Below are 24972 nucleotides of genomic sequence, written 5' to 3'. Positions count from 1 at the left end.
CACCACTTCCGTCCTAGGGGAGGGCCGAACGATGGCCGATGAGCAGCAGCTTCTCGACTACCTCAAGAAGGTCACCGCTGATCTGCGGCGCACCAAGCGGCAGCTGCAGGCCGTCGAGTCACGCGACCAGGAGCCGATCGCGATCGTCGCGATGAGCTGCCGCTTCCCGGGCGGTGTGAACAGCCCGGAACAGCTGTGGCGGATGCTCGCCGACGGCCGGGACGGCATCACCGAGTTCCCGGCCGACCGGGGATGGAACGTGGAGGAGCTCTACGACCCCGACCCGGAGCACCGCGGCACCACGTACACCAGGCACGGTGGGTTCATCGACGCGATCGGCGAGTTCGACGCCGCGTTCTTCGGGATCTCGCCACGCGAGGCCCTGACGATGGACCCGCAGCAGCGACTGCTGCTCGAATCGGCGTGGGAGACCTTCGAACGCGCCGGGATCGACCCGCTGTCGCTGCGCGGCACCAGCACCGGTGTCTACGCCGGCGTCACCATGCAGGACTACAGCGCCCGGGTGCTGATGAGCGCCCCGGACGCCATCGAGGGACAGTTGCTCACCGGCAGCTCGACAAGCGTGGTGTCCGGGCGGATCGCGTACTCCCTCGGGTTGGAGGGGCCGGCCGTCACGATCGACACCGCCTGCTCGTCGTCGCTGGTCGCCGTGCACCTGGCGGCCCAGGCGCTGCGCCGCGACGAGTGTTCCCTCGCCCTGGCCGGTGGCGTCGCGATCATGTCGACGCCGACCCCGTTCGTCGAGTTCAGCCGGCAGCGTGGCCTGGCCCGCGACGGCCGCTGCAAGCCGTTCGCCGCGTCCGCCGACGGCACCGGCTGGGCCGAGGGCGTCGGCGTGGTGCTGCTGGAGAAGCTCTCCGACGCGCAGCGCCGGGGTCACCCGGTCATCGCGGTGGTCCGCGGTAGCGCCCTTAACCAGGACGGCGCGTCCAACGGCCTCACCGCCCCGAACGGCCCGGCCCAGCAGCGGATGATCCGTCAGGCGCTCGCCGACGCGAAGCTGACCGCCGCCCAGGTCGACGTGGTCGAGACCCACGGCACCGGCACCACCCTCGGCGACCCGATCGAGGCGCAGGCCCTCATCGCCACGTACGGCAAGCAGCGCGCCGCCGAACGGCCGCTGCTGATCGGCTCGGTCAAGTCGAACATCGGCCACACCCAGGCTGCCGCCGGCATCGCCGGCATGATGAAGATGGCACTCGCCATCCAGCACGGCGTGGTCCCGCCCACCCTGCACGTCGACGAGCCCACCCCGCAGGTCGACTGGTCGGCCGGCACTGTCGCGCTGGCCACCGAACGCCTGCCGTGGCCGGACACCGGGCTGCCCCGCCGTGGTGGCGTGTCGGCGTTCGGGGTCAGCGGCACCAACGCGCACGTGATCCTGGAGGAGGCCCCGGCCCCGTCGTCCGACCCGGTGACCCCGGCGCCGGCCGCTGGAGTGCTGCCGTGGGTGCTGTCCGGGCGTACCGAGGCGGCGATGCTGGAGCAGGCCCGCCGGCTCGCCACCCACCTGGACACCGTGGGGCCCGTCGACCCCGCCGACGTCGGCTTCTCCCTGGCCACCACCCGGGCGGCCCTGGAACACCGGGCCGTGCTGGTCGGCCGTGACCTGGCCGGCCTGCGCGAGCGCCTGGACACGCTCGCCGCCCGGGGGCCGGACGCCGCGGACGCGTACGCCTGCCATGGTCAGGCCGCCGGCGCGGTGCTCGTCTTCCCCGGTCAGGGCTCCCAGTGGGTCGGCATGGCAGCGGAGCTGATGGAGACCGCGCCGGTGTTCGCCGCGCGGATCGAGCAGTGCGCCGCGGCTCTGCGGCCGTACACCGAGTGGTCGCTGCTCGACGTGCTGCGCTCCACCGACCCGGCCGTGCTGAAGCGGGTCGACGTGGTGCAGCCCGCGCTCTGGGCGGTCATGGTCGCGCTCGCCGAGCTGTGGCGCTCGTACGGTGTCGTCCCGGCCGCGGTCGTCGGCCACTCCCAGGGTGAGATCGCCGCCGCGGTCGTCGCCGGAGCGCTGTCCCTGGACGACGGCGCGAAGGTCGTCGCGTTGCGCAGCCAGGCCCTGTCGGCGTTGTCCGGGCTGGGCGGCATGGTCTCGGTCGCGGCACCCGCCGACGCGGTACGGCGACGACTGGAGACCTACCCCGGGCGGATCAGCGTCGCCGCGGTCAACGGGCCGGCCTCGGTCGTGGTGGCCGGAGACGCGGACGCCCTGGACGAACTGCTCGCCGAGTGTGAGCGCGACGGCGTACGGGCCCGGCGGATCAACGTGGACTACGCCTCGCACTCCGCGCACGTGGAGCGGATCCGCGACGCCGTACTGACCGCCCTGGAGGGGCTGACCCCCGGCCCGGCGGAGATCCCGTTCTACTCCACCGTCACCGGCGAGCCGCTCGACACCACCACTGTGGACGGCGACTACTGGTTCCGCAACCTGCGCCAGCAGGTCCTCTTCGCGGAGACCGTGGAACGGCTGCGCGCCGACGGGCACCACGTCTTCGTGGAGTGCAGCCCGCACCCCGTGCTGACCGTTGGGCTCACCGAACTGCTCGGCGGCGCGGACGAGGCCGCCGCGGTCATCGGCAGTCTGCGCCGGGACGAGGGTGGGCTGGCCCGCTTCACCCGGTCGCTGGCCGAGGCCCACGTGCACGGCGTCCGGCTGGACTGGCCGGCGGTGTTTCCCGGCGCGCGTACCGTCGCCCTGCCCACCTACCCGTTCCAGCACCAGCGCTACTGGTTGGAGGTGGAGTTCGGCGCGGCCGACCCGGGCACCGGCACCGGTGGTGGCACCCCGGCCGAGGCGGGTTTCTGGTCGGCTGTGGACCGGGCCGACGTGGGCGCGCTCACCGCCACCCTCGGCGTCCCCGGTGAGGTGGTCGAGCCGATCCTGCCCAGCCTCACCTCGTGGCACCGGGGCAGTCGCGACCAGGCGACCGTCGACTCGTGGCGGTACCACATCGCGTGGCGCCCGCACCCGGGAGGCGCCGACGGCACCCCCGCCGGCACCTGGCTGGTCCTGGTCCCGGCCGGGCGGCGCGGCGACGACCGGGTCACCGCCGCCCTCGACACGCTCGGCCGGCACGCCGCCGGGGTCATCGCCGTCGAGGTCGACACCCGTACCGCCGACCGGGACTCGCTGGCCGACACCCTGCGTGGCGCCCAGCCCGGCGGCATCCTGTCCCTGCTCGCCCTGGACGAACGACCGCTGCCGCACCATCCGGACGTGCCGGCCGGCTTCGCCGCCACGGTCGCCCTCACCCAGGCACTCGGGATCGCCGACCTCGGTGCGCCGCTGTGGTGCGCCACCTCGGGCGCGGTGTCGGTCGGTCGTACCGACCCGGTCACCAACCCGGTCCAGGCGCTGGTCTGGGGCTTCGGGCGGGTCGCCGCGCTGGAGCACCCGGACCGGTGGGGTGGGCTCGTCGACCTTCCCGGCGAGGTGGACGAGCGTACCCGGGGGCTGCTCGCCACCGTTCTCTCCGGAGCCACCGGCGAGGACCAGGTGGCGCTGCGCAGCAGTGGCGTCTTCGGTCGCCGGCTGGTCCGCGCGCCGCTCGCCGAGAGCGCCCCGACCCGCCGCTGGACCCCCGAGGGCACCGTCCTGATCACCGGCGGCACCGGCGCCCTCGGCGGACACATCGCCCGCTGGCTGGCCCGCTCCGGCGCCGGGCACCTGCTGCTGCTCAGCCGTCGTGGGCCGGACGCGCCGGGTGCCGCCGACCTCGCCACCGAACTCACCGCACTGGGCGCCGCGGTCTCCGTGGTGGCCTGCGACGTCGGCGACCGGGACGCGCTGGCCGGAGTCCTCGCGGACGTGCCCGCCGAGCACCCGTTGACCGCCGTGGTGCACACCGCCGCCGCCATCGACGACACCGTCGTCGACGCCCTCGACGTCGACCGGATGTCGCGTGCCCTGCACGCCAAGATGACCGCCGCCACCAACCTGGACGAGCTGACCCGCGACCTGGACCTGTCCGTCTTCATGCTCTGCTCGTCGGTGGCCGGCACCCTGGCCAGCTCCGGCGTGGGCAACTACGCCCCGGCGAACGCCTACCTCGACGCGCTCGCCCAGCAACGCCGTGCGGCCGGGCGGCACGCCCTCTCGGTGGCCTGGGGCGCCTGGGACGGTGGCGGGCTGGCCGACGGTCGCTTCGGTGACCTGCTGGACCGGCACGGCATGCCCGGCATGGCGCCGGCCCTCGCCATCGAGGCGCTGCGCGGCGCGGTCGACCACGACGAGACGTACCTGGCCATCGCCGACATCGCCTGGGACCGGTACTTCGTCGCCTTCACCGCCACCCGGGCGGCCCCGCTGCTCGACGCGGTGCCCGAGGTGCGGGCGCTGCGGTCGCGCACCGCGACGACCGGTGACGGCGACCCGGCCGCGACACCCGCCAACGGGTACGCCCGGCAGCTCGCCGGCCAGTCCGAGGCGGACCAGCGGCGCACCCTGCTCGACCTGGTCCGCACCCAGGTGGCCGCCGTGCTCAGCTACCCGTCGCCGGAGGCGGTCGAACCGCGCCGCACCTTCCAGGAACTCGGCTTCGACTCGGTGACCGGCGTCGAGCTGCGCAACCGGCTGGCCCGCGCCACCGGTCTGCGCCTGCCGGCCACCATGGTCTTCGACCACCCGTCGCCGCACGCCCTCAGCGCCCGGCTGCGCGAGCAGCTCCTGGACACCGACACCGGACCGGCCACCCCGGTCCCGACGACCGCCGTGGCGGCGGACGAGCCGATCGCCATCGTGGGCATGAGCTGCCGTTACCCGGGCGGCGTCGGCTCCCCGGAGGACCTGTGGCGGCTGGTCGTCGCGGACGGCGACGGCATGGGCGCCTTTCCTGCGGATCGGGGCTGGGATTTAGGGGTGTTGTTCGATCCCGATCCCGACAACGCTGGGACCACATACACCCGGAACGGCGGGTTTCTCTACGACGTAGGTGAGTTCGATGCCGAATTCTTTGGTGTCAATCCGCGTGAGGCATTAGCGATGGATCCTCAGCAGCGGTTGTTGTTGGAAGCCTCCTGGGAGGCGGTCGAGCGCGCCGGAATCGACCCGGCGGGCCTCGCCGGTTCGCGTACGGGCGTCTTCGCCGGCACCAATGGTTCCGACTACTCCGCTGTGCTGTTCGGCGCCTCCGACGGTCTGGAGGGTTACCTGGCCACCGGCAACGCCGGTGCGGTCCTGTCCGGTCGGGTGTCCTACGTGCTGGGTCTGGAGGGGCCGGCGGTCACCGTCGACACGGCCTGCTCGTCGTCCCTGGTGGCGCTGCACCTGGCGGCGCAGGCCCTACGCAGCGGCGAGTGCGATCTCGCGCTGGCCGGTGGCGTGACGGTGATGGCCACCCCTTCGTTGTTCGTCGGTTTCTCCCGCCAGCGGGGCCTGGCCGAGGACGGCCGCTGCAAGGCCTTCGCGGGGGCGGCCGACGGCACCGGATTCTCCGAGGGAGTCGGGATGCTCCTCGTGGAGAGGCTTTCCGACGCGCGCCGAAACGGCCACCGGGTGCTCGCCGTGGTACGCGGTTCCGCAGTCAATCAGGACGGTGCCTCGAATGGATTGACCGCGCCGAACGGGCCTTCCCAACAACGCGTCATCCGGGCCGCCCTGGCCAATTCCGGATTGTCCGCCGCAGATGTCGACGTGGTCGAGGCGCACGGCACCGGAACCCGCCTCGGCGACCCGATCGAGGCCCAGGCGCTGCTCGCCACCTACGGTCAGGAACGTCCCGCCGACCAGCCGCTGTGGCTCGGTTCGGTCAAGTCGAACATCGGGCACACCCAGGCCGCCGCCGGGGTCGCCGGGATCATCAAGATGGTCGAGGCGCTACGGCACGAAACCCTGCCCCGGACCCTGCACGTGGACGAGCCGACGCCGCAGGTGGACTGGTCCGACGGCGCGGTGGAGTTGCTCACCGAGCCGCGGCCGTGGAGTGCGGGGGAGCGCCCGCGCCGGGCCGGCGTCTCGTCGTTCGGGGTCTCCGGCACCAACGCCCACGTGATCATCGAGGAGGCGCCCGCGCTCGCCGCCGACGAGGTCGCCGCGACGACGTCGGACGTGCCGTGGCTGCTGACCGGGCGTACCGCGAAGGCCGTCGCCGACCAGGCACGGCAGCTCGCCGCGCTGGACGCCCCGGCCGGCGAGGTGGCCTACTCGCTGGCCGCGACCCGGTCGGCGTTCAGCCAGCGGGCCGTGGTCCTCGGCCCGGAGCACGCGGCCGGTCTGGACGCGCTCGTCGAGGGTCTGCCGTCGAGTTCGGTGATCACCGGGTCCACGTACCCCGACGCCGAGGTCGTCTTCGTCTTCCCCGGTCAGGGTTCGCAGTGGGTCGGCATGGCGGTGGGGCTGCTCGACGCCGAGCCGGTGTTCGCGGCCCGGATCGCCGAGTGCGCCGCTGCTCTGGATCCCTTCGTGGACTGGAACCTGCTGGACGTGTTGCGGTCCGACGACCCGTTGGAGCGCGTCGACGTGGTGCAGCCGGTGTTGTGGGCGGTGCACGTCGCGCTGGCCGAGGTGTGGCGGGCCCGGGGTGTCGTCCCGAACGCGGTGATCGGTCACTCGCAGGGCGAGATCGCCGCGGCCTGTGTCGCAGGTGTCCTCTCGCTCGGTGACGCCGCCAAGGTGGTCGCGTTGCGCAGCAAGGCCCTGCTGGCGGTCGCCGGCACCGGCGGCATGGTCTCGGTCAACGCCGGTCTGGACGTGGTCACCCCGTTGCTCACCGACGGTGTGAACGTCGCCGTCGTCAACGGCCCGACCAGCGTGGTCGTCGCGGGCGCCCCCGCCGACCTGGACGTGTTCCTGGCCGTCGCGGAGGTGGCCGGCGTCCGGGCCAAGCGGGTCAAGGTGGACTACGCCTCGCACTGCGCGCTGGTCGAGCCGGTCGAGGCCGAGCTGGCCCGGCTGCTGGACGGCGTGTCGCCGCTGGCCGGTGCGGTGCCGGTCTTCTCCAGCGTGCAGGGCGGCGGCGCGATGGACGCCGCCTACTGGTACCGAAACCTGCGCCAGCCGGTGCGCCTGGACCTGGCCGTCGAGGCCGCGTACGCCGCCGGGCACCGGATCTTCATCGAGGTCAGCGCCCACCCGGTGCTCACCGGCGCGATCGCCGACACGGTCGACGCGGCCACGGTCGGCACCCTGCGCCGTGGCGCGGGCGGCACCGACCAGGTCGTCCGAGTCCTGGCCGAGGCGTGGGTACGCGGCGCACCTGTCGACTGGAGCAGCGTCATCCCGGCCACCCGGGTCGTCGACCTGCCCACCTACCCGTTCCAGCACCAGCGCTACTGGCCCACCGGTGGCGGCGCGATGACCACCTCCGACCCGGTGGACAGCCAGTTCTGGCAGGCCGTCGAGGACGGCGACCTGACCCCGCTGGGCATCACCGGCGACGGCGTCGACCTGCTGCCGGCGCTCGCCAACTGGCGGCGCACCCGTCGGGAGAGGGGCACCACCGACACCTGGCGCTACACCGTCGGCTGGAACCCGATCCCGGACGCCGGCACCGCACCCCGGCTCGACGGCACCTGGCTGCTCGTCGTACCCGACACCACCGACCAGCACCGGATCGCCACCGACTGCGCCGCCGCCCTGCGCGACCACGGCGCCGAGGTCCTGGAGATCGCACCCGCCACCACCGAGCGCACCGAGCTGGCCGCTCTGCTGAACCGGCTCTCCGACATCGACATCCCGATCGCCGGGGTCCTGTCGCTGCTCGCGCTCGACCAACGTCCGGATCGAGAGAACCCGCAGATCACCACCGGGACGACCGCCACGCTGACGCTGCTGCAGACGCTCGGCGACATCGGCTCCCCGGCGAAACTGTGGTGCGTCACCCGCGGGGCGGTTGCCGTCGCCCCCGGCGAGGACGTGCCGCATCCGGCCCAGGCGATGCTCTGGGGCCTTGGACCCGTACTCGAGGCCGAGGACCCGCAGCGCTTCGGCGGGCTGATCGATCTGCCCGACACTCTCGACCCGGTGGCCGGAACCCGGCTCGCCGTCACCCTCCGCGGCGAGCCGGGTTCGACCGGCGAGAACCAGGTGGCGATCCGGTCCGCCGGGGCGGTCGCCCGCCGCCTGCGGCCGGCTCCGCTCACCGCCACGACGCCGACGTCCGGCTGGTCGCCCACCGGCACCACACTGGTCACCGGCGGCACCGGCGCGATCGGCGCGCAGGTGGCCCGCTGGCTGGCCGGACGCGGCGCCGAGCACCTGGTGCTCACCAGCCGTCGAGGTCCGGACGCCCCCGGTGCCGACGACCTGCGCACCGAGTTGGAACAGCTCGGCGCCCGGGTGACGGTCGCCGCCTGCGACGTCGCCGACCGCGATGCCCTGCGCGCGCTTGTCGACGGCATCGACGACCTGACCGCCGTCTTCCACCTCGCCGGCACCCGCGACTCCGGCCTGCTGACCGGACTCACCGGTGACCGTCTGGCCGCCGTCGCCGCCGGCCGGGCAACCGGAGCCCGCCACCTGCACGAGCTGACCCGTGATCACGACCTGACCGCGTTCGTGCTGTTCTCGGCGCTCGCCGGGACGCTCGGCAGCACCGGACAGGGCGCGTACGCGGCCACGAACGCGTATCTCGACGCCCTGGCCGCCCGGCGCGCCGCCGCGGGTCTGCCCGCCACCTCGATCGCCTGGGGCGAATGGGCGCAGAGCGAGGCCGCCGGCGGCGATCCCGCCAACAACCCGCTGCCCACCTCGTCCGCGCTGACCGCGCTGGGCCAGGTCCTCGACCACGCCGACACCCGGATCGTGCTGGCCGACATCGGCTGGGACCGCTTCGCCGAGCAGCACCCGGCGGGCCCGCCACGTCTGGTCAGCGACCTGCCCGCGATGCGCGCCGCGCTCGCCGCCGGCACCGGCGACCCGTCGACCGCGCCGTGGTTGCGCCGGATCGACGGGCTCGACCCGGCCGACCGGGACGCCGTCCTGCTCGACCTGGTCCGCGCCCAGGCTGCCTCGGTGCTCGGCCACCCGGACAGCACGGCGGTGGAACCGGACCGGGCGTTCAAGGAACTCGGATTCGACTCGCTGACGGCGGTGCAGCTCCGCAACCAGATCAGCGCGGCGACCGGCGTGAAACTGCCGGCGACCCTGGCTTTCGACCACCCCACCGCCCGGGCCCTCACCACACACCTGGTCGGCCGGATCGTCGGTGACTCGGATGCCGAGCTGCCGCTGCTGGCCGAGGTGGACCGGCTCGCCGGGCTGATCGCCGGGCGAACCCTCGACAAGGGCGCACGGGCCCAGCTCACCGCCCGACTGCAGACACTCCTGGCCGACGTGCACGGCACCACCGAACACACCGGCGACACCGTCACCGAGAAGCTCCAGTCGGCCAGCGCCGACGAGATCTTCGACTTCATCGACACGCAACTTTCGGTGTCCTGACACCGAACGCTGCGCGCATCCGGAGGGGTTGGCAAGCGATGCTGACTGAAGACAAGCTCCTCGACTACCTGAAGCGGGTCACCGCCGACCTGCACCAGACGCGGCAACGGCTGCGCGAGGTCGAGGCGGGCGAGCAGGAGCCGATCGCCATCATCGGCATGGGCTGCCGTTTCCCCGGCGACGTGCGTACCCCCGAGGACCTGTGGCAGCTGCTGCTCGACGGGCGCGACGCGATGGCGGAGTTCCCGGACGACCGGGGCTGGGACCTGGACGCCCTGTTCGGCGACGGCGCGACCGGCACCTCCGACGCCCGCCAGGCCGGCTTCGTCTACGACGCGGCCGACTTCGACGCGGCCTTCTTCGGCATCTCGCCGCGCGAGGCCACCGCGATGGACCCGCAGCAACGGATGCTGCTGGAGGTCACCTGGGAGGCCCTGGAGCAGGCCGGGATCGACCCGTCGACGCTGAAGGGCAGCCAGACCGGTGTCTTCGCCGGCACCGCCGGCCAGGACTACGGAACGCTGCTGCTGGGCGCCTCCGAAGGGCTGGAGGGGCACCTGCTCACCGGCAACGCGGCGGCGGTCGTCTCCGGCCGGATCTCGTACTGCCTCGGGCTGGAGGGTCCGGCGGTCACCGTCGACACCGCGTGCTCGTCGTCGCTGGTGGCGTTGCACCTCGCCGCGCAGGCCCTACGCCAGCAAGAATGTGGGCTCGCGCTCGCCGGTGGCGCCACCGTGATGGCCACGCCGGGCGCGTTCCTCGAATTCTCCCGCCAGGGCGGCCTGTCCGGCGACGGGCGGTGCAAGGCGTTCGCCGCCGCGGCCGACGGCACCGGCTGGGCGGAGGGCGCCGGTGTGCTGGTCCTGGAGCGGCTCAGCGACGCGCAGCGCAACGGTCACCCGATCCTCGCCGTGATCCGCGGCTCGGCGGTCAACCAGGACGGCGCCTCGAACGGGCTCAGCGCCCCGAACGGCCCGGCGCAGCAGCGCGTCATCCAACGGGCGCTGGCCAACGCCGGCCTCACCCCGAACCAGATCGACACGGTCGAGGCCCACGGCACCGGCACCAGCCTCGGTGACCCGATCGAGGCGCAGGCCCTCATCGCCACGTACGGGCAGGACCGCGATCCGCAGCGCCCCCTGTGGCTCGGCTCGATCAAGTCCAACCTCGGCCACACCCAGGCCGCCGCGGGCGTCGCCGGGATCATCAAGATGGTCCTCGCGATGCGCGCCGGCGTCCTGCCGCAGACGCTGCACGTCGACGAGCCGACCCCGCAGGTCGACTGGTCCGAGGGCGCCGTCGAACTGCTGACCAGCCGGCAGCCGTGGCCCCGGACCGACGAGCCACGCCGGTCGGCGGTCTCCTCGTTCGGGGTCAGCGGCACCAATGTGCACGTGGTCCTCGAACAGGCCCCGGTGCTCGCCGACGACACCGAACCGGTGGCGAGCACCGCACCGGACGGACCGTGGCTGCTGTCCGGGCGTACCGAGCGGGCGTTGCGGGCGCAGGCGGCGAAACTGCTCGCCCGGGTGGCCGGCGACGACCGGGTCGGCCTACGCGACCTGGCGTACGCCCTGACGGCCGCCCGCAGCACGTTCGACCACCGGGCCGTGATCCTCCCCGGTGACCGCGCCGACCTGGTGCACCGGCTCGCGGCGCTGGCGGAGGGGCGCCTCGACACCGGAGTGCTCACCGGCCAGCGGGAGCCCGCGCGTACCGCGTTCCTCTTCTCCGGCCAGGGTTCCCAACGGGCCGGCATGGGCAGCGACCTGTACGCCACGTACCCGGTCTTCGCCGCCGCGTTCGACGAGGTCTGCGACGCGCTCCAACCGCACCTGGAGCAGCCGCTGCGCCGGGTGATCGCGGAGAACCCCGACGGCCTGCTGGACCAGACCGCCTACACCCAGGCCGGTCTCTTCGCCGTCGAGGTGGCGTTGTACCGGCTCGTCGAGTCCTGGGGCGTCGTGCCCGGCCACCTGATCGGCCACTCGATCGGTGAGCTGGCCGCGGCGCACGTCGCCGGGGTGCTGTCCCTCGCGGACGCGGCGACACTGGTCGCCGCGCGCGGCACCCTGATGCAGGCGTTGCCGACAGGCGGGGTGATGGTCGCGGTGCGGGCCACCGAGGCCGAGGTGCTGCCGCTGCTGACCGAGGGCGTCTCGATCGCGGCGGTCAACGGCCCGCGCTCCGTCGTGCTCTCCGGCGAACAGCAGGCGGTCGAGGCGGTCGCCGCGAACTTCGGCAAGACCAGGCGGCTGACCGTCAGCCACGCCTTCCACTCGGCGCTGATGGAGCCGATGCTCGACGACTTCCGCCGGATCGCGGAGAGCGTCACCTACCACGAGCCGCGCATCCCGATCGTCTCCAACGTCACCGGCCGGCTCGACGAACGGCTGGACGCCGCCTACTGGGTGCGCCACGTCCGGGATGCCGTCCGCTTCGCCGACGGCGTCGCCGCCCTGGTCGACGCCGGCGTCACCACCCTGGTGGAGATCGGCCCGGGCGGCGTCCTGACCGCCCTGGCCGAGGACTGCCTGACCGCCGGCCAGGTGGTCGTCCCCGCGCTGCGCAAGGACCGCCCCGAGCCGGCGGCGCTGCTCGCCGCGCTCGGCCGCCTGCACGTGCACGGGGTGTCCCTCGACTGGCGTGCCGTGCTCCCCGCCGGACGGCCGGTCCACCTGCCCACCTACGCCTTCCAGCACGAACGCTACTGGCCGGACACCTCCCGCCGGTGGACCGGTGACCTGACCAACGTGGGCGTCCGCCCGGCGGGGCACCCACTGCTCGGTGCGGCCGTCGCGCTCGCCGACGGCGGCGGCTTCCTCTACACCGGCCGGCTCAGCCTGGACCAGCACTCCTGGCTCGCCGACCACGCGGTGCAGGGCACCGTGCTGGTGCCCGGCACCGGCTTCGTGGAGCTGGCCCTGCGCGCCGGCGAGCAGGTCGGCGCCGGCCACCTGCGGGAACTCACCCTCCAGGCGCCGCTGGTGCTGGCCGAGCGCGGCGACACCGAACTTCAGGTGTCGGTCGGCCCGGCCGAGGACGACGGCTCCCGTGCCGTCACCATCCACTCCCGAGCGGTCGACCCCACCGACCCGGACAAGCCGTGGACCTGCCACGCCGTCGGTGTGGTCCAGGCCGCCGAGGCGTCCACCGCCGACTGGCGGGACTTCACCACCTGGCCACCGGCCGACGCCCGACCCGCCGACCTGACCGGTTTCTACGACCGGCTCGCCGCGCAGGGCTTCACCTACGGGCCCGCGTTCCAGGCGCTCCAGCGGGCCTGGGTGGCCGGCGAGTACGCGTACGCCGAGGTGCGCATCCCGGACGGCAGCGGCACCGACCCGGCCGACTTCGGCCTGCACCCGGCGCTGCTCGACGCGGCCATGCACGCCACCGGCCTGCTGCCGGCCCGGACCACCGAGCAGGGCAACCGGCTGCCGTTCGCCTGGAACGACGTCGCACTGCACTCGGCCGGCGCCACCGACCTGCGGGTCCGGGTGCGGATCGCGGAGAACGCCGACGTGAGCGTCGCCGTCGCGGACGCCACCGGCGCGCCGGTCGCCGAGGTGCGGATGCTCACGCTGCGTCCCATCTCCGCCGACCAACTCGCCACCCCCGACGACACGCTCTTCCACGTCGACTGGCCGGCCGTCACGACCACCGCCGTCGACCCCGGCCGGATCGCGATCATCGGTGACGACCTGCCCGAACTCGCCGACATCGCCGCCGACCGCTACCTGGACCTCGCGGCCCTCGGTGTCGCCCTGGCCGGCGGCGCGGACCGCCCGGACCTGGTCCTGGCCGGCTGCTCCGGAGCCGACTCCGATCCCCGGTCCACCCACGCCACCACGGTCGCCGCGTTGGTCACCGCGCAGCACTGGCTGGACGACCCGGCGTTCGACGGGGCCCGGCTGGTCCTGGTCACCCGCCAGGCGATCGCCGCCGGCCCGGACGAGGACGTGACCGACCTGTCCGCCGCCCCGGTCTGGGGTCTGATCCGCTCGGCCCAGTCGGAGAACCCGGAGCGGTTCGTCCTGGCCGACCTGGACGGGCACCCGGGAAGCGCGGGCCGGCTGATCGAGGCGGCCACCTCCGGCGAACCGCAGGTGGCGGTACGACGCGGCGTGGTGCGGGTGCCCCGGCTGGCCCGGCTCGCCCCGCCCCGGGAACCGAACCCCCCACTCGACCCGGACGGCACCGTTCTGATCACCGGCGCCACCGGCACCCTGGGCGGCCTGCTGGCCCGACACCTGGTCACCCGGCACGGCGCGCGGCACCTGCTGCTCACCAGCCGCCGGGGCAGCGCCGCCGAGGGCAGCGCGGAACTCTGCGCCGAACTGACCACACTGGGCGCCGCGGTGACCCTGGAAGCCTGCGACACGGCCGACCGTGCCGCAGTCGCCGCGCTGCTCGCGTCCGTGCCTGCCGAGCACCCGCTGACCGCTGTGGTGCACGCCGCCGGGGTCTCCGACGACGGCGTGGTCAGCGCGCTCACCCCGGGACGGGTCGGCGCGGTGCTGCGGCCCAAGGTCGACGCCGCCCACCACCTGCACGACCTGACCCGGGACGCGGACCTCAGCGCGTTCGTCCTGTTCTCCTCGCTCGCCGCGACCCTCGGCGGTGGCGGCCAGGGCAACTACGCCGCGGCCAACGCCTACCTGGACGCCCTCGCCCAGCACCGGCGGGCGGCCGGGCTGCCCGGGGTGTCTCTCGTGTGGGGTCTCTGGGACGCCCGCAGCGGCATGTCCGAGCACCTCGACGACACCCACTTCTCCCGCATCGCGCGCGGCGGCATCGTCTCCATGCCGTCCGCCGACGCGCTCGCGCTCTTCGACCGGGCGATCGCCGCGTCCGCACCGGTGGTCGCGCCGGCCCGGCTGGACTTCGCCGCGCTGCGGGCGCAGGCCGCCCAGGGCGGCGTTCCGGCGCTGCTGCGAGGGCTGGTCCGGGAGCCGGGAGGCCGGGCGGGCACGAAAACCCGCGCCGGCAACGCCTTCCTCACCCACCTCGCCGCCCTCGCCGAGGCGGACCGGGAGAAGGCACTGCTCGATCTCGTACGCGGACAGGCAGCCGCCGTCCTGGGCCACTCCGGTCCGGCGGCCGTCCCGCCGCAGCAGCCCCTCTCCGAACTCGGCGTCGACTCGCTCACCGCCGTGGAGATCCGCAACCAGTTGGGCGGTGCCACCGGGCTGCGCCTGCCGGCCACCCTCATCTTCGACTACCCGACCCCGCAGGCCCTCGCCGGATATCTGCACGAGCAGCTGGGCGGCATCGAGGCGCCGACACCCGCGAGCCCCGAGACCGCGCCGATGGCCGCGGACGAACCGATCGCGATCGTCGGCATGGCCTGCCGCTACCCCGGCGGTGTGCGTACGCCGGAGGACCTGTGGCAACTGGTCGACCTGGGCACCGACGGGATCACCGGCGTTCCCGAGGACCGTGGCTGGGACATCGCCGGTCTCTACGACCCGGAGGCGGACCGGCCGGGCGGCTTCTACGTCCGCGAGGGCGGCTTCCTCGACGGCGCCACCGACTTCGACGCCGCGTTCTTCGGGATCAGCCCCCGCGAGGCGGTCGCGATGGACCCTCAGCAGCGGGTGCTCCTCGAGGTCTCCTGGGAGGCGATCGAGCGGGCCGGCATCGACCCGGTGTCGCTGCGGGGCAGCCGGACCGGCGTGTTCGCCGGCACCAGCGGGCAGGACTACGGCGGTGTCCTCGGCCGTGACCCGTCCAGCGTCGGCGGGTTCGGCCTGACCAGCACCACCGCGAGCGTCATCTCCGGACGGGTGTCGTACGCGCTCGGGCTGGAGGGTCCGTCGCTGTCGGTGGACACCGCCTGCTCGTCGTCGCTGGTCGCCCTGCACCTCGCGGCCCAGGCGCTGCGGCAGGGGGAGTGCTCCCTCGCGCTGGTCGGTGGCGTGATGGTGATGGCGACCCCGGCCGCGTTCGTCGCGTTCAGCCAGCAGCGCGGACTGGCCCCGGACGGACGGTGCAAGTCGTTCGCCGGGTCCGCCGACGGGATCGGCTGGGCCGAGGGCGCCGGTGTCCTGGTGGTGGAGCGGCTCTCCGACGCGCGGCGCAACGGCCACCACGTCCTGGCCGTGGTCCGCGGTAGCGCGATCAACCAGGACGGTGCCTCCAACGGCCTGACCGCCCCGAACGGTCCCTCGCAGCAACGAGTCATCCGCGCCGCCCTGGCCAACGCGGGCCTCAGCAGCGCCGACGTCGACATGGTCGAGGCGCACGGCACCGGCACCACCCTCGGTGACCCGATCGAGGCGCAGGCCCTGCTCGCCACCTACGGTCAGGGTCGGCCGGCGGACCGGCCGCTGCGGCTCGGTTCGATCAAGTCGAACATCGGGCACGCGCAGGCCGCCGCCGGTGTCGCCGGGATCATCAAGATGGTCGCGGCGATCCGCAACGAGACGATGCCGCGCACCCTGCACGTGGACGAGCCCACACCCGAGGTGGACTGGTCGGCCGGCGCGGTCGAACTGCTCACCGACGCGAGGCCGTGGGAGGCGTACGGGCGTCCGCGCCGGGCGGGGGTGTCGTCGTTCGGGGTCTCCGGCACCAACGCCCACGTGATCATCGAGGAGGCTCCGGCCGAGCCGGCCGCCGCGCCGGCCGTGGTGTCGCCGGACGTGCCGTGGGTGCTGTCCGGGCGTACCGCCAAGGCCGTCGCCGACCAGGCCCGCCGACTCGCCGGCCTGGACTCGGAGCCGGCCGAGGTCGCCCACTCGCTGCTGGGCCGATCCGAGTTCGTCCAGCGCGCGGTGGTGCTCGGCCCGGACCACCGCGCCGGCCTGTCCGCGTTGGCCGAGGGGTTGCCGTCGAGCAGTGTGGTGTCCGGTGTGGCCCGTTCGGCTGGGGTGGTGTTCGTGTTCCCCGGTCAGGGTTCGCAGTGGGTCGGGATGGCTGCCGAGTTGTTGGAGTCCGAGCCGGTGTTCGCGGCCCGGATCGCGGAGTGTGCGGCGGCCCTTGCGCCGTTCGTGGACTGGAACCTCCTCGATGTGCTGCGCTCCGACGATTCGTTGGAGCGGGTGGACGTGGTGCAGCCGGTGTTGTGGGCGGTGCACGTCGCGTTGGCTGAGGTGTGGCGGGCCAGGGGAGTGACCCCTGATGCGGTGATCGGTCACTCGCAGGGTGAGATCGCCGCTGCCTGTGTGGCAGGGGTCCTGTCACTGAGCGACGCGGCGAAGGTCGTCGCGTTGCGCAGTCAGGCCCTCCTCGCGCTGTCCGGCAGCGGCGGCATGGTGTCGGTCAACGCCGGTCTGGACGTGGTCACCCCGTTGTTGACCGAGGGTGTGAGTGTCGCGGTGGTCAACGGTCCGACGAGTGTCGTGGTCGCCGGTGCTGACCTGGATGCGTTCCTGGCCGCTGCGGAGGCGGCGGGGGTGCGGGCCAGGCGGGTGAAGGTCGACTACGCGTCGCACTGTGCTCTGGTCGAGCCGGTCGAGGCGGAACTGGCCACTGTGCTCGACGGGGTGCGACCACTGCCCGGCGCTGTGCCGCTGTTCTCCACCGTGGAGGACGGCGGGGACATGGACGCCGGTTACTGGTATCGGAATCTGCGTCAGCCGGTGCGTCTCGACCTGGCGGTGCAGGCGGCGTACGCGGCGGGGCATCGGATCTTCGTGGAGGTCAGCGCGCATCCGGTGTTGACCGGGGCGATCGCCGACAGCGTCGACGTCCCCACCGTCGGGACGCTTCGCCGAGATGAGGGCGGCCCACGGCAGATCGTGCGGGCCCTCGCCGAGGCATGGGTGCAGGGCGCACCCGTCGACTGGACCACCGTCGTCCCGACGACCCGGACCGTCGACCTGCCCACCTACCCCTTCCAACACCAGCGGTTCTGGGTCGACGAGGTCAACCTCCCGATCACCGCCGACATCGCCACCGCCGGCCTCAGCGCGGCGAGCCACCCGATGCTCGGTGCCGCCATCCCGCTGCTCGACTCCGACGCCGTCCTCTTCACCGGCCTGCTCTCCGTCGAGGCCCACCCGTGGCTCGGCGAGCACAAGGTGATGGGCGCCAACGTCATGCCCGGCACCGCCTTCGTCGAACTCGCCCTGCACGTCGCAGGTCAGACCGGATGCCGACGGCTGGAAGAACTCACCCTGCTCACCCCGCTGATCGTGCCCGAACGCGGTGCCCGCCAACTACAACTCTGGGTGGGTCCACCGGACGGCAACGGCCGACGCGCCATCAACGTCCGCTCCCGCTCCGACGACGGAGAGCCCGCCGACGCGCTCAGCCCCACCGGCTGGATCCACCACGCCACCGGCGCGATCAGCACCGCCGCCGACCCGACCGGGCCGGCCGAGCTCACCACCTGGCCGCCACCCGGCGCCCGACCGGTCGACCTCACCGAGTTCTACGAGGCCGTCAGCCGGACCGCGTTCGACTACGGACCGATGTTCCAGGGTCTGCGCGCCGCCTGGGTCACCGAGGACGACGTCTACGCGGAGCTGTCCCTGCCCGAGTCGGGCCGGGCCGCCGCAGGCGCGTACGGCATGCACCCGGCCCTGCTCGACGCCGGCCTGCAGGCCATGTCGCTGAACAACTTCCTGACCCGGATGGGCGACGGCGAACCAGCCGAGCGCAGCCGCCTGCCGTTCGTGTGGAGTGGCATCTCGCTGCACGCCACCGGCTCCTCCAGCTTCCGGATCCGACTCAAGCCGGCCGGCGCCGTCGGCGTCTCGTTCACCGTCGCCGACAGCACCGGCGCCCCGGTCGCCGAGATCGACTCGCTGATCATGCGGCCGGTTTCGGCGGACCGGCTGGCCAGCGCGCGCGGCGGCGACCACGAGTCGCTGTACCGACTGGACTGGACCCCGGTGCTGCCCGGGACGGCTCCGGCCACCGCGGTCGTCGGCGTCGACCCGTACCAGCTGACCCGCGTCGCCGGGACCGGATACCCGGACCTGGCCGCCCTGGCGAACGCCCCGGCCGTACCGGAAATGGTCTTCGTGACGCTCGCAGCGGATCCGCACACCGCCGAGCCCGGCACCGGCGCGCGGCGCAGCGCCACGCTCGCCCTCGACCTGGTGCAGCGATGGCTCGCGGAGCCCGCGTTCGGAGCGTCGCGGCTGGTCGTCGTCACCCGGGGCGCGGTCGCGGCGAACACCGACGATGCGGCCGGTGACCTGGCCGCGGCCGCCGCGTGGGGCCTGATCCGCACCGCCCAGGCGGAGAACCCGGACCGCTTCGTCCTCCTCGACCTCGACGACGATCCCACCTCGCTGACCGTGGCCGTCCCGGCGGTCGCCTCCGGCGAGCCGCAGGTGGTCGTCCGCGCCGGCCGGCCGCTGGCCCCACGCCTGGCACCGGTCCCGGTCGCACCGGAACCGCCCACCGACATCACCGCCGGCGACCCGGACGGCACCGTGCTGATCACCGGTGGCACCGGCACCCTCGGCGGGCTGCTCGCCCGACACCTGGTCACCGAGCACGGAGCCCGACGGCTGGTGCTGACCGGACGTCGCGGACGCGCCGCCGACGGGGTGGACGCCCTGGTCACCGACCTGACCGACCTCGGTGCCGAGGTCACCGTCGAAGCCTGCGACGCCACCGACCGGGACGCCCTCGCGACGGTCCTCGACCGGGTACCCGCCGACCGGCCACTGACCGTGGTGCACGCGGCCGGCGCGCTGGACGACGGCGTCATCACCGCCCTCACCCCGGACCGCCTCGACACCGTGCTGGCGCCGAAGACCGACGCCGCGTGGAACCTGCACCTGTTGACCAGGGACCGCAAGGTCACCCGGTTCGTGCTCTTCTCCTCGGCCGCCGGCGTACTCGGCGGCGCGGGACAGGGCAACTACGCGGCCGCCAACGCCTTCCTCGACGAGCTGGCCCGGCACCGGCGGGCGCTCGGCCTGCCCGCCGAATCCCTGGCCTGGGGCCTGTGGGAGCAGGCCAGCGGCATGACCGGGCACCTGGACGGCGCCGACCTGCGCCGGGTGGCACGCGGAGGGGTCCGCCGACTGCCGACCGCCCGTGCGCTCGCCCTGTTCGACACGGCAGGCGTACTGGACGAGCCGCTGCTGGTCCCGGCCGACCTGGACCTGGCCGGCCTGCGCAACCAGCCGGTGGAGACCGTACCGGCGCTGCTGCGCGGCCTGGTCCGTGGCGCGGCCCGGCCGGTCGCCGAACCGGCCGACGGCCCGTCGGTCGTGGGCCTGGCCCAGCGACTCGCCGGTCTCGCCGACGAGGACGCCGACGCCCTGGTCCTTCAGGTGGTACGCGCCAACGTCGCCGCCGTCCTCGGCTACCCGGGCCCCGACGACGTGGACCCGACCCTGCCGTTCAAGGAGCTCGGCTTCGACTCGCTGACCGCCGTCGAGCTGCGCAACCGACTCAACGTCGCGACCGGCCTGCGGCTACGCGCCACCCTCGTCTTCGACTACCCGAACGCCCACTCGCTCGCCGCGTACCTGCGGGCGCAGGTGGTGCCGGACGAGGCTGGGGCGGCCGAGCCACTGCTGGCCGAGCTGAGTCGGATCGAGGCCGCCGTGGCCACGCTGCCCGGCGACGGATCGGTACGCGAGCAGGTGACCAGCCGCCTGCGTGACCTGCTGGCCGGGCTGGAGCCCACCGGCGCCGCGGACGTGGCGCAGGACCTCGAGGCGGCCACCGACGACGAGATGTTCGAGTTCATCACCCGAGAGTTCGGAGTGTCGTGATGGCAGACGACGAGAAGCTTCGCCATTTCCTCAAGAAGGTCACCACCACCCTTCAGGAGACCAAGCAGCAGTTGCACGAGGCTGAGAACCGCGACCGGGAGCCGATCGCGATCGTCTCGATGAGCTGTCGGTTCCCCGGCGGCGTACGCGGGCCGGAGGACCTCTGGCAGATGCTCGTCGGCGAGCGCGACGCGCTCGGCCCGCTGCCCGCCGACCGTGGCTGGGACCTGGAGTCGCTCTACAGCCCGGACGCGGACGCACCCGGCCAGAGCTACGTCCGGGAGGGCTCGTTCCTGGACGACGCCGCCGACTTCGACGCCGCGTTCTTCGGGATCAGCCCGCACGAGGCGCTCGCCATGGACCCGCAGCAACGGCTGTTGCTGGAGGCGTCCTGGGAGGCGATCGAACGGGCCGGCGTCAACCCGCAGAGCCTGCGCGGCAGCCAGACCGGCGTGTTCGTCGGCATCACCCAGCAGAACTACGGCACCGCGCTGCACGAGGCGCCCGAGGGCGTCGACATGTACCTCGGCACCGGCACCACCACCAGCGTCGCGTCCGGCCGGATCGCGTACAGCCTGGGCTTCGGCGGGCCGGCCGTCACGGTCGACACGGCCTGCTCGTCGTCGCTCGTCGCGATGCACTGGGCGGTCCAGTCGCTGCGATCCCGCGAGTGTGACCTGGCCCTGGTCGGCGGCGTCACGATCATGGCGGCACCGGGCGCGTTCATCCTGTTCAGCAGGCAGAAGGGGCTGGCCGCGGACGGGCGGTGCAAGCCGTTCGCCGAGGCCGCCGACGGCACCGCCTGGGGAGAGGGCGTCGGCATCATCATGGCCGAGCGGCTCTCCGACGCGCAGCGCAACGGCCACCCGATCCTGGCGATCGTGCGGGGCAGCGCGACCAACCAGGACGGTGCCTCCAACGGGCTCACCGCGCCCAACGGGCCCGCCCAGGAGCGGGTCATCCGGGCCGCGCTCGCCAACGCCCGACTCACCCCGGACCAGGTCGACACCGTCGAGTCGCACGGCACCGGCACCACCCTCGGAGACCCCATCGAGGCGCAGGCGCTGCTGGAGACGTACGGCCGGGGCCGTCCGGCGGAGAACCCGCTCTGGATCACCTCGGTCAAGTCGAACATCGGGCACACCCAGTCGGCGGCCGGCATCGCCGGGCTGATCAAGGCGGTGCTCTCCATCCAGCACGGGATCCTGCCGAAGACGCTCAACGTCGACGCGCCCACCTCGCACGTGGACTGGTCGACCGGCGCCGCGCAGGTCCTCACCGAGACGATCCCGTGGCCGGAGACCGGGCACCCGCGCCGGGCTGGGGTGTCGTCCTTCGGCGTCTCCGGCACGAACGGGCACATCATCCTGGAGCAGCCGCCGACCGAGATCCCCGCCGACGCCACCGACACCCCCGACGGTCCGGTCGCCGCCTGGCCGATCTCGGCACGCACCGAAGCCGGTCTCGCCGCGCAGGCCCGCCGCCTGTACGACCACCTGACCCGCCACCCCTCGCTCACGCCGTCGGACGTCGGCCACTCGCTGTGGAAGACCCGGGCCACCTTCGACCACCGTGCGGTCGTCGTCGGCGTCACCCGGAAGGAGATGCTGGGCACCCTCGCCGAGTTCCCCGACGGCAGCGCCCCCCGGGCCGACCGGCAGCTCGGCGGCAGACCGCTCTTCGTCTTCCCCGGCCAGGGCTCCCAGTGGCTCGGCATGGCGACCGAACTGCTCGACCAGGAGCCGGTCTTCGCCGCCCGGATCGCCGAGTGCGCCGCCGCCCTCGACCCGTACGTCGACTGGTCGCTGTTCGACGTGCTGCGTTCCACCGACCCGGCCGCGCTGGACCGCGTCGACGTGGTCCAGCCCGCGCTCTGGGCGGTGATGGTGTCGCTGGCCGAAACCTGGATCTCCCGTGGCGTACGGCCCGGTGCGGTCGTCGGTCACTCGCAGGGCGAGATCGCCGCCGCCTGCGTGGCCGGCGCGCTGTCGCTGGCCGACGCCGCCAAGGTGGTCGCCCTGCGCAGCCGCGCCCTGCTGGCCCTGTCCGGCACCGGGGGCATGGTGTCGGTCAACGCTCCGCTGGCCACCGTCGAACCGCTGCTCACCGACGGGATCGCCGTCGCGGCCGTGAACGGCCCGTCCAGTGTGGTCGTGGCCGGCGCCGACGTGGCGGCCTTCCTGGCGGCGGCCCAGGCGGCCGGCGTCCGCGCCCGGCAGGTCCAGGTGGACTACGCCTCGCACTGTGCCCAGGTCGCGCCGATCGAGGCCGAGCTGGCCCGGCTCCTGGACGGGATCACGCCGACCGCCGGCACCGTGCCGATCATCTCCACGGTCACCGGCGCACCGATCGACGGCACCGCGATGAACGGCGCGTACTGGTACGACAACCTGCGTAACCCGGTCCGTCTCGACCTGGCCGTCCGCACCGCCCTGGACGCCGGTCACGCCCTGATCGTCGAGATCAGCCCGCACCCGGTGCTGATCGCCGGGCTCACCGGACTCACCGAGGACGCCGGCGGCGACGCCGTGGTGCTGGGCACGCTGCGGCGCGGCGACGGCGGGCTCCGGCGGTTCACCCACTCGCTGGCCTCCGCGTACGTGCACGGCGCCACGGTCGACTTCGCGACGGTCCACCCGCACGGGCGCACCGTGCCGTTGCCGACCTTCGCGTTCCAGGGGCGGCCGTACTGGCTGGGCGCCCAGCGGCCCCCGGCTCCCGCCGCCGTGGCCCCGAGCACGGACGACGCGGCCTTCTGGAACGCCGTCGAGCGGCAGGACGCCGACGTGCTCGCCGACACGATCGGCGTCGACCCGGCGGCGGTGGGGGACCTGCTCCCGGCGCTGTCGTCCTGGCGGCGGCAGCGGCAGACCGGCTCGAAGCTGGACAGCTGGCGTTACCGCGACGAGTGGGTACGCGTCCCCGACCGACCCGCCCGCCTCACCGGCACCTGGCTGGTCGCCGTACCGGCGGGTCTCGACTCCCCACTGCCGGCCGACGTCAGCGCGGCCCTGCGCGCCGGCGGCGCGCGGGTGGTGCCGGTCGACATCGACCCGGTCGACGTCCACCGCACCGCGCTGGCCGCCCAGCTCACCCTGGCGCTCGACGCGGCCGGCTGTGACCGCCCCGACGGCGTGCTGTCCCTGCTCGCCCTGGACGAGCGGGTCCTGCACGAGCACCGCTCCACCCCGCGCGGCTTCGCCGCCACCGTCGTACTGGTGCAGGCCCTCGGTGACCTCGGCGTCGGCGCGCCCCTGTGGTGCGCGTCCCGGGGCGCGATCGGCGCCGGACCGGACGACCCGCTGGCCAACCCGACCCAGGCGCTGCTCTGGGGCTTCGGGCGGGTGGCCGCCCTGGAACACCCGGAACGCTGGGGCGGCCTGGTGGACCTACCCGCGAGCCTCGACGAGCGTGGTGCCAACCTGCTCTGCGCCCTGCTCTCCGGCGCGACCGGCGAGGACCAGGCCGCGATCCGCGCGTCCGGCCTCCTCGGCCGACGCCTGATGCGCGCCCCGGTCGGCGACCGCAGCCCGGCTCGCCGCTGGCAGCCGCGCGGCACCACCCTCATCCTGGGCGGCACCGGTGGTCTCGGTTCCCAGCTGGCCCGCTGGCTGGCCGCGCACGGCGCCGAGCACCTGCTGCTGGTCAGCCGCCGCGGGCCGGACGCACCCGGAGCCGAACAGCTGAGCGACGACCTCACCGCGCTGGGCGCGACGGTCACCCTGGCCGCCTGCGACGCCGCCGACCGCGACGCCCTGGCCGCCCTGATCGACGCGATCCCCGCGAAGACGCCGCTGACCACAGTGGTGCACAGCGCCGCCGTCCTCGACGACTGCGTGATCGACGCCCTGGAGACCCACCGCGTCGACGGCGTCCTGCGCGCCAAGGTGGACTCCGCCCGCCACCTGCACGAGTTGACCCGGCACCTGGACCTGGACGCGTTCATCACGTTCTCCTCGTTCGCCGGCACGGTGGCCAGCTCCGGCGTCGGCAACTACGCCCCCGCCAACGCCTACCTGGACGCCCTGGTGCAGCACCGCCGGTCGCTCGGCCTGCCGGGCACCGCGATCGCCTGGGGCGCCTGGGGTGGCGGCGGCATGGCCGACGGCGAGTTCGGTGAGCTGCTGACCCGGCACGGCGTCGCCGAGATGGCGCCCGAGCTGGCGATCACCACGCTGCGCCAGGCGGTGGAGCACGACGAGCCGTTCCTCACCGTCGCCGACATCCGGTGGGAGAGGTTCTTCGTCGCGGTCACCGCGACCCGGCCCAGCCCCCTGGTCAGCGCGATCCCGGAGGCGCAGCAGGTGCTCGCGGCGATCGCCCGCGACGGGGACGGAGCCGGCGAGAGCGCCGCCGCGCGTCTGGCGGGTCTGCCGCCGGCCGAGCGGGCCAAGGCACTGCTGGACACGGTACGGGCGCAGGTGGCCACGGTGCTCGGGTACGCCTCCGCCGACGAGGTGCCGCCGAAGAAGGCGTTCCAGGAGCTGGGCTTCGACTCGGTCACCGCCGTGGAGCTGCGCAACCGCCTGGGTGCCGCCACCGGGCTGCGGCTGCCCGTCACGCTCGTCTTCGACTATCCGAACCCGACCACGCTCGCCGCCTTCCTGGACAGCCTGTGCGGCGGGACGGGGGACAGCTCCGCGCTGGACGACCTGGACCGCCTGGAAGCGGCCCTGGACAGCCTCGAACCGGACGACGTCACGTACGTCCGGCTGATGACCCGCATGCAGGCGCTCGTCGCCGACTGGAAGCACGGGCGCGCCGAGCCGGTGGAGACCGCGGGCGAAGCCCTGGCCGACGCCACCGACGAGGAGATGTTCGACCTCCTCGGCAAGAAGTTCGGCATCGCCTGACCCGCACGCTCACAAGGGGAGACCT

General features: G+C 73.9%; 3 protein-coding genes. All 3 read left to right on the top strand.

Going from position 1 to position 24972, the window contains the following annotated elements; genetic code table 11:
• Positions 1–31 precede the first annotated feature (31 nt).
• The 3 genes from ABGB10_RS09375 to ABGB10_RS09365 are packed head-to-tail and all read left to right on the top strand — an operon-like array spanning position 32 to position 24947.
• A complete protein-coding gene (locus tag ABGB10_RS09375) occupies positions 32–9403 on the top strand; it encodes a type I polyketide synthase (RefSeq protein ID WP_347660469.1) in 9372 nt (3123 codons plus the stop codon).
• A 38-nt stretch (positions 9404–9441) separates the two neighbouring features.
• On the top strand, positions 9442–20094 hold the full coding sequence (locus tag ABGB10_RS09370; RefSeq protein ID WP_347660468.1) for a type I polyketide synthase: 10653 nt from the start codon (positions 9442–9444) through the stop codon (positions 20092–20094).
• Positions 20094–24947, top strand: a complete 4854-nt coding sequence (locus tag ABGB10_RS09365; RefSeq protein ID WP_347660467.1) for a type I polyketide synthase — start codon at positions 20094–20096, stop codon at positions 24945–24947. The genes ABGB10_RS09370 and ABGB10_RS09365 overlap by 1 nt, the downstream gene beginning before the upstream one ends.
• Positions 24948–24972: the final 25 nt, after the last annotated feature.

The sequence above is a fragment of the Micromonospora sp. B9E7 genome, from assembly GCF_039871815.1.
Taxonomy (GTDB): Bacteria; Actinomycetota; Actinomycetes; order Mycobacteriales; family Micromonosporaceae; genus Micromonospora.
Note: the sequence above shows the minus strand (reverse complement) of the source record. Positions and strands in the feature narration are given on the sequence as shown.

Coding starts and splice junctions, on each gene's coding strand:
- ABGB10_RS09375 (WP_347660469.1), top strand. CDS start 32: ATGGCCGATGAGCAGCAGCTTCTCGACTACCTCAAGAAGGTCACCGCT.
- ABGB10_RS09370 (WP_347660468.1), top strand. CDS start 9,442: ATGCTGACTGAAGACAAGCTCCTCGACTACCTGAAGCGGGTCACCGCC.
- ABGB10_RS09365 (WP_347660467.1), top strand. CDS start 20,094: ATGGCAGACGACGAGAAGCTTCGCCATTTCCTCAAGAAGGTCACCACC.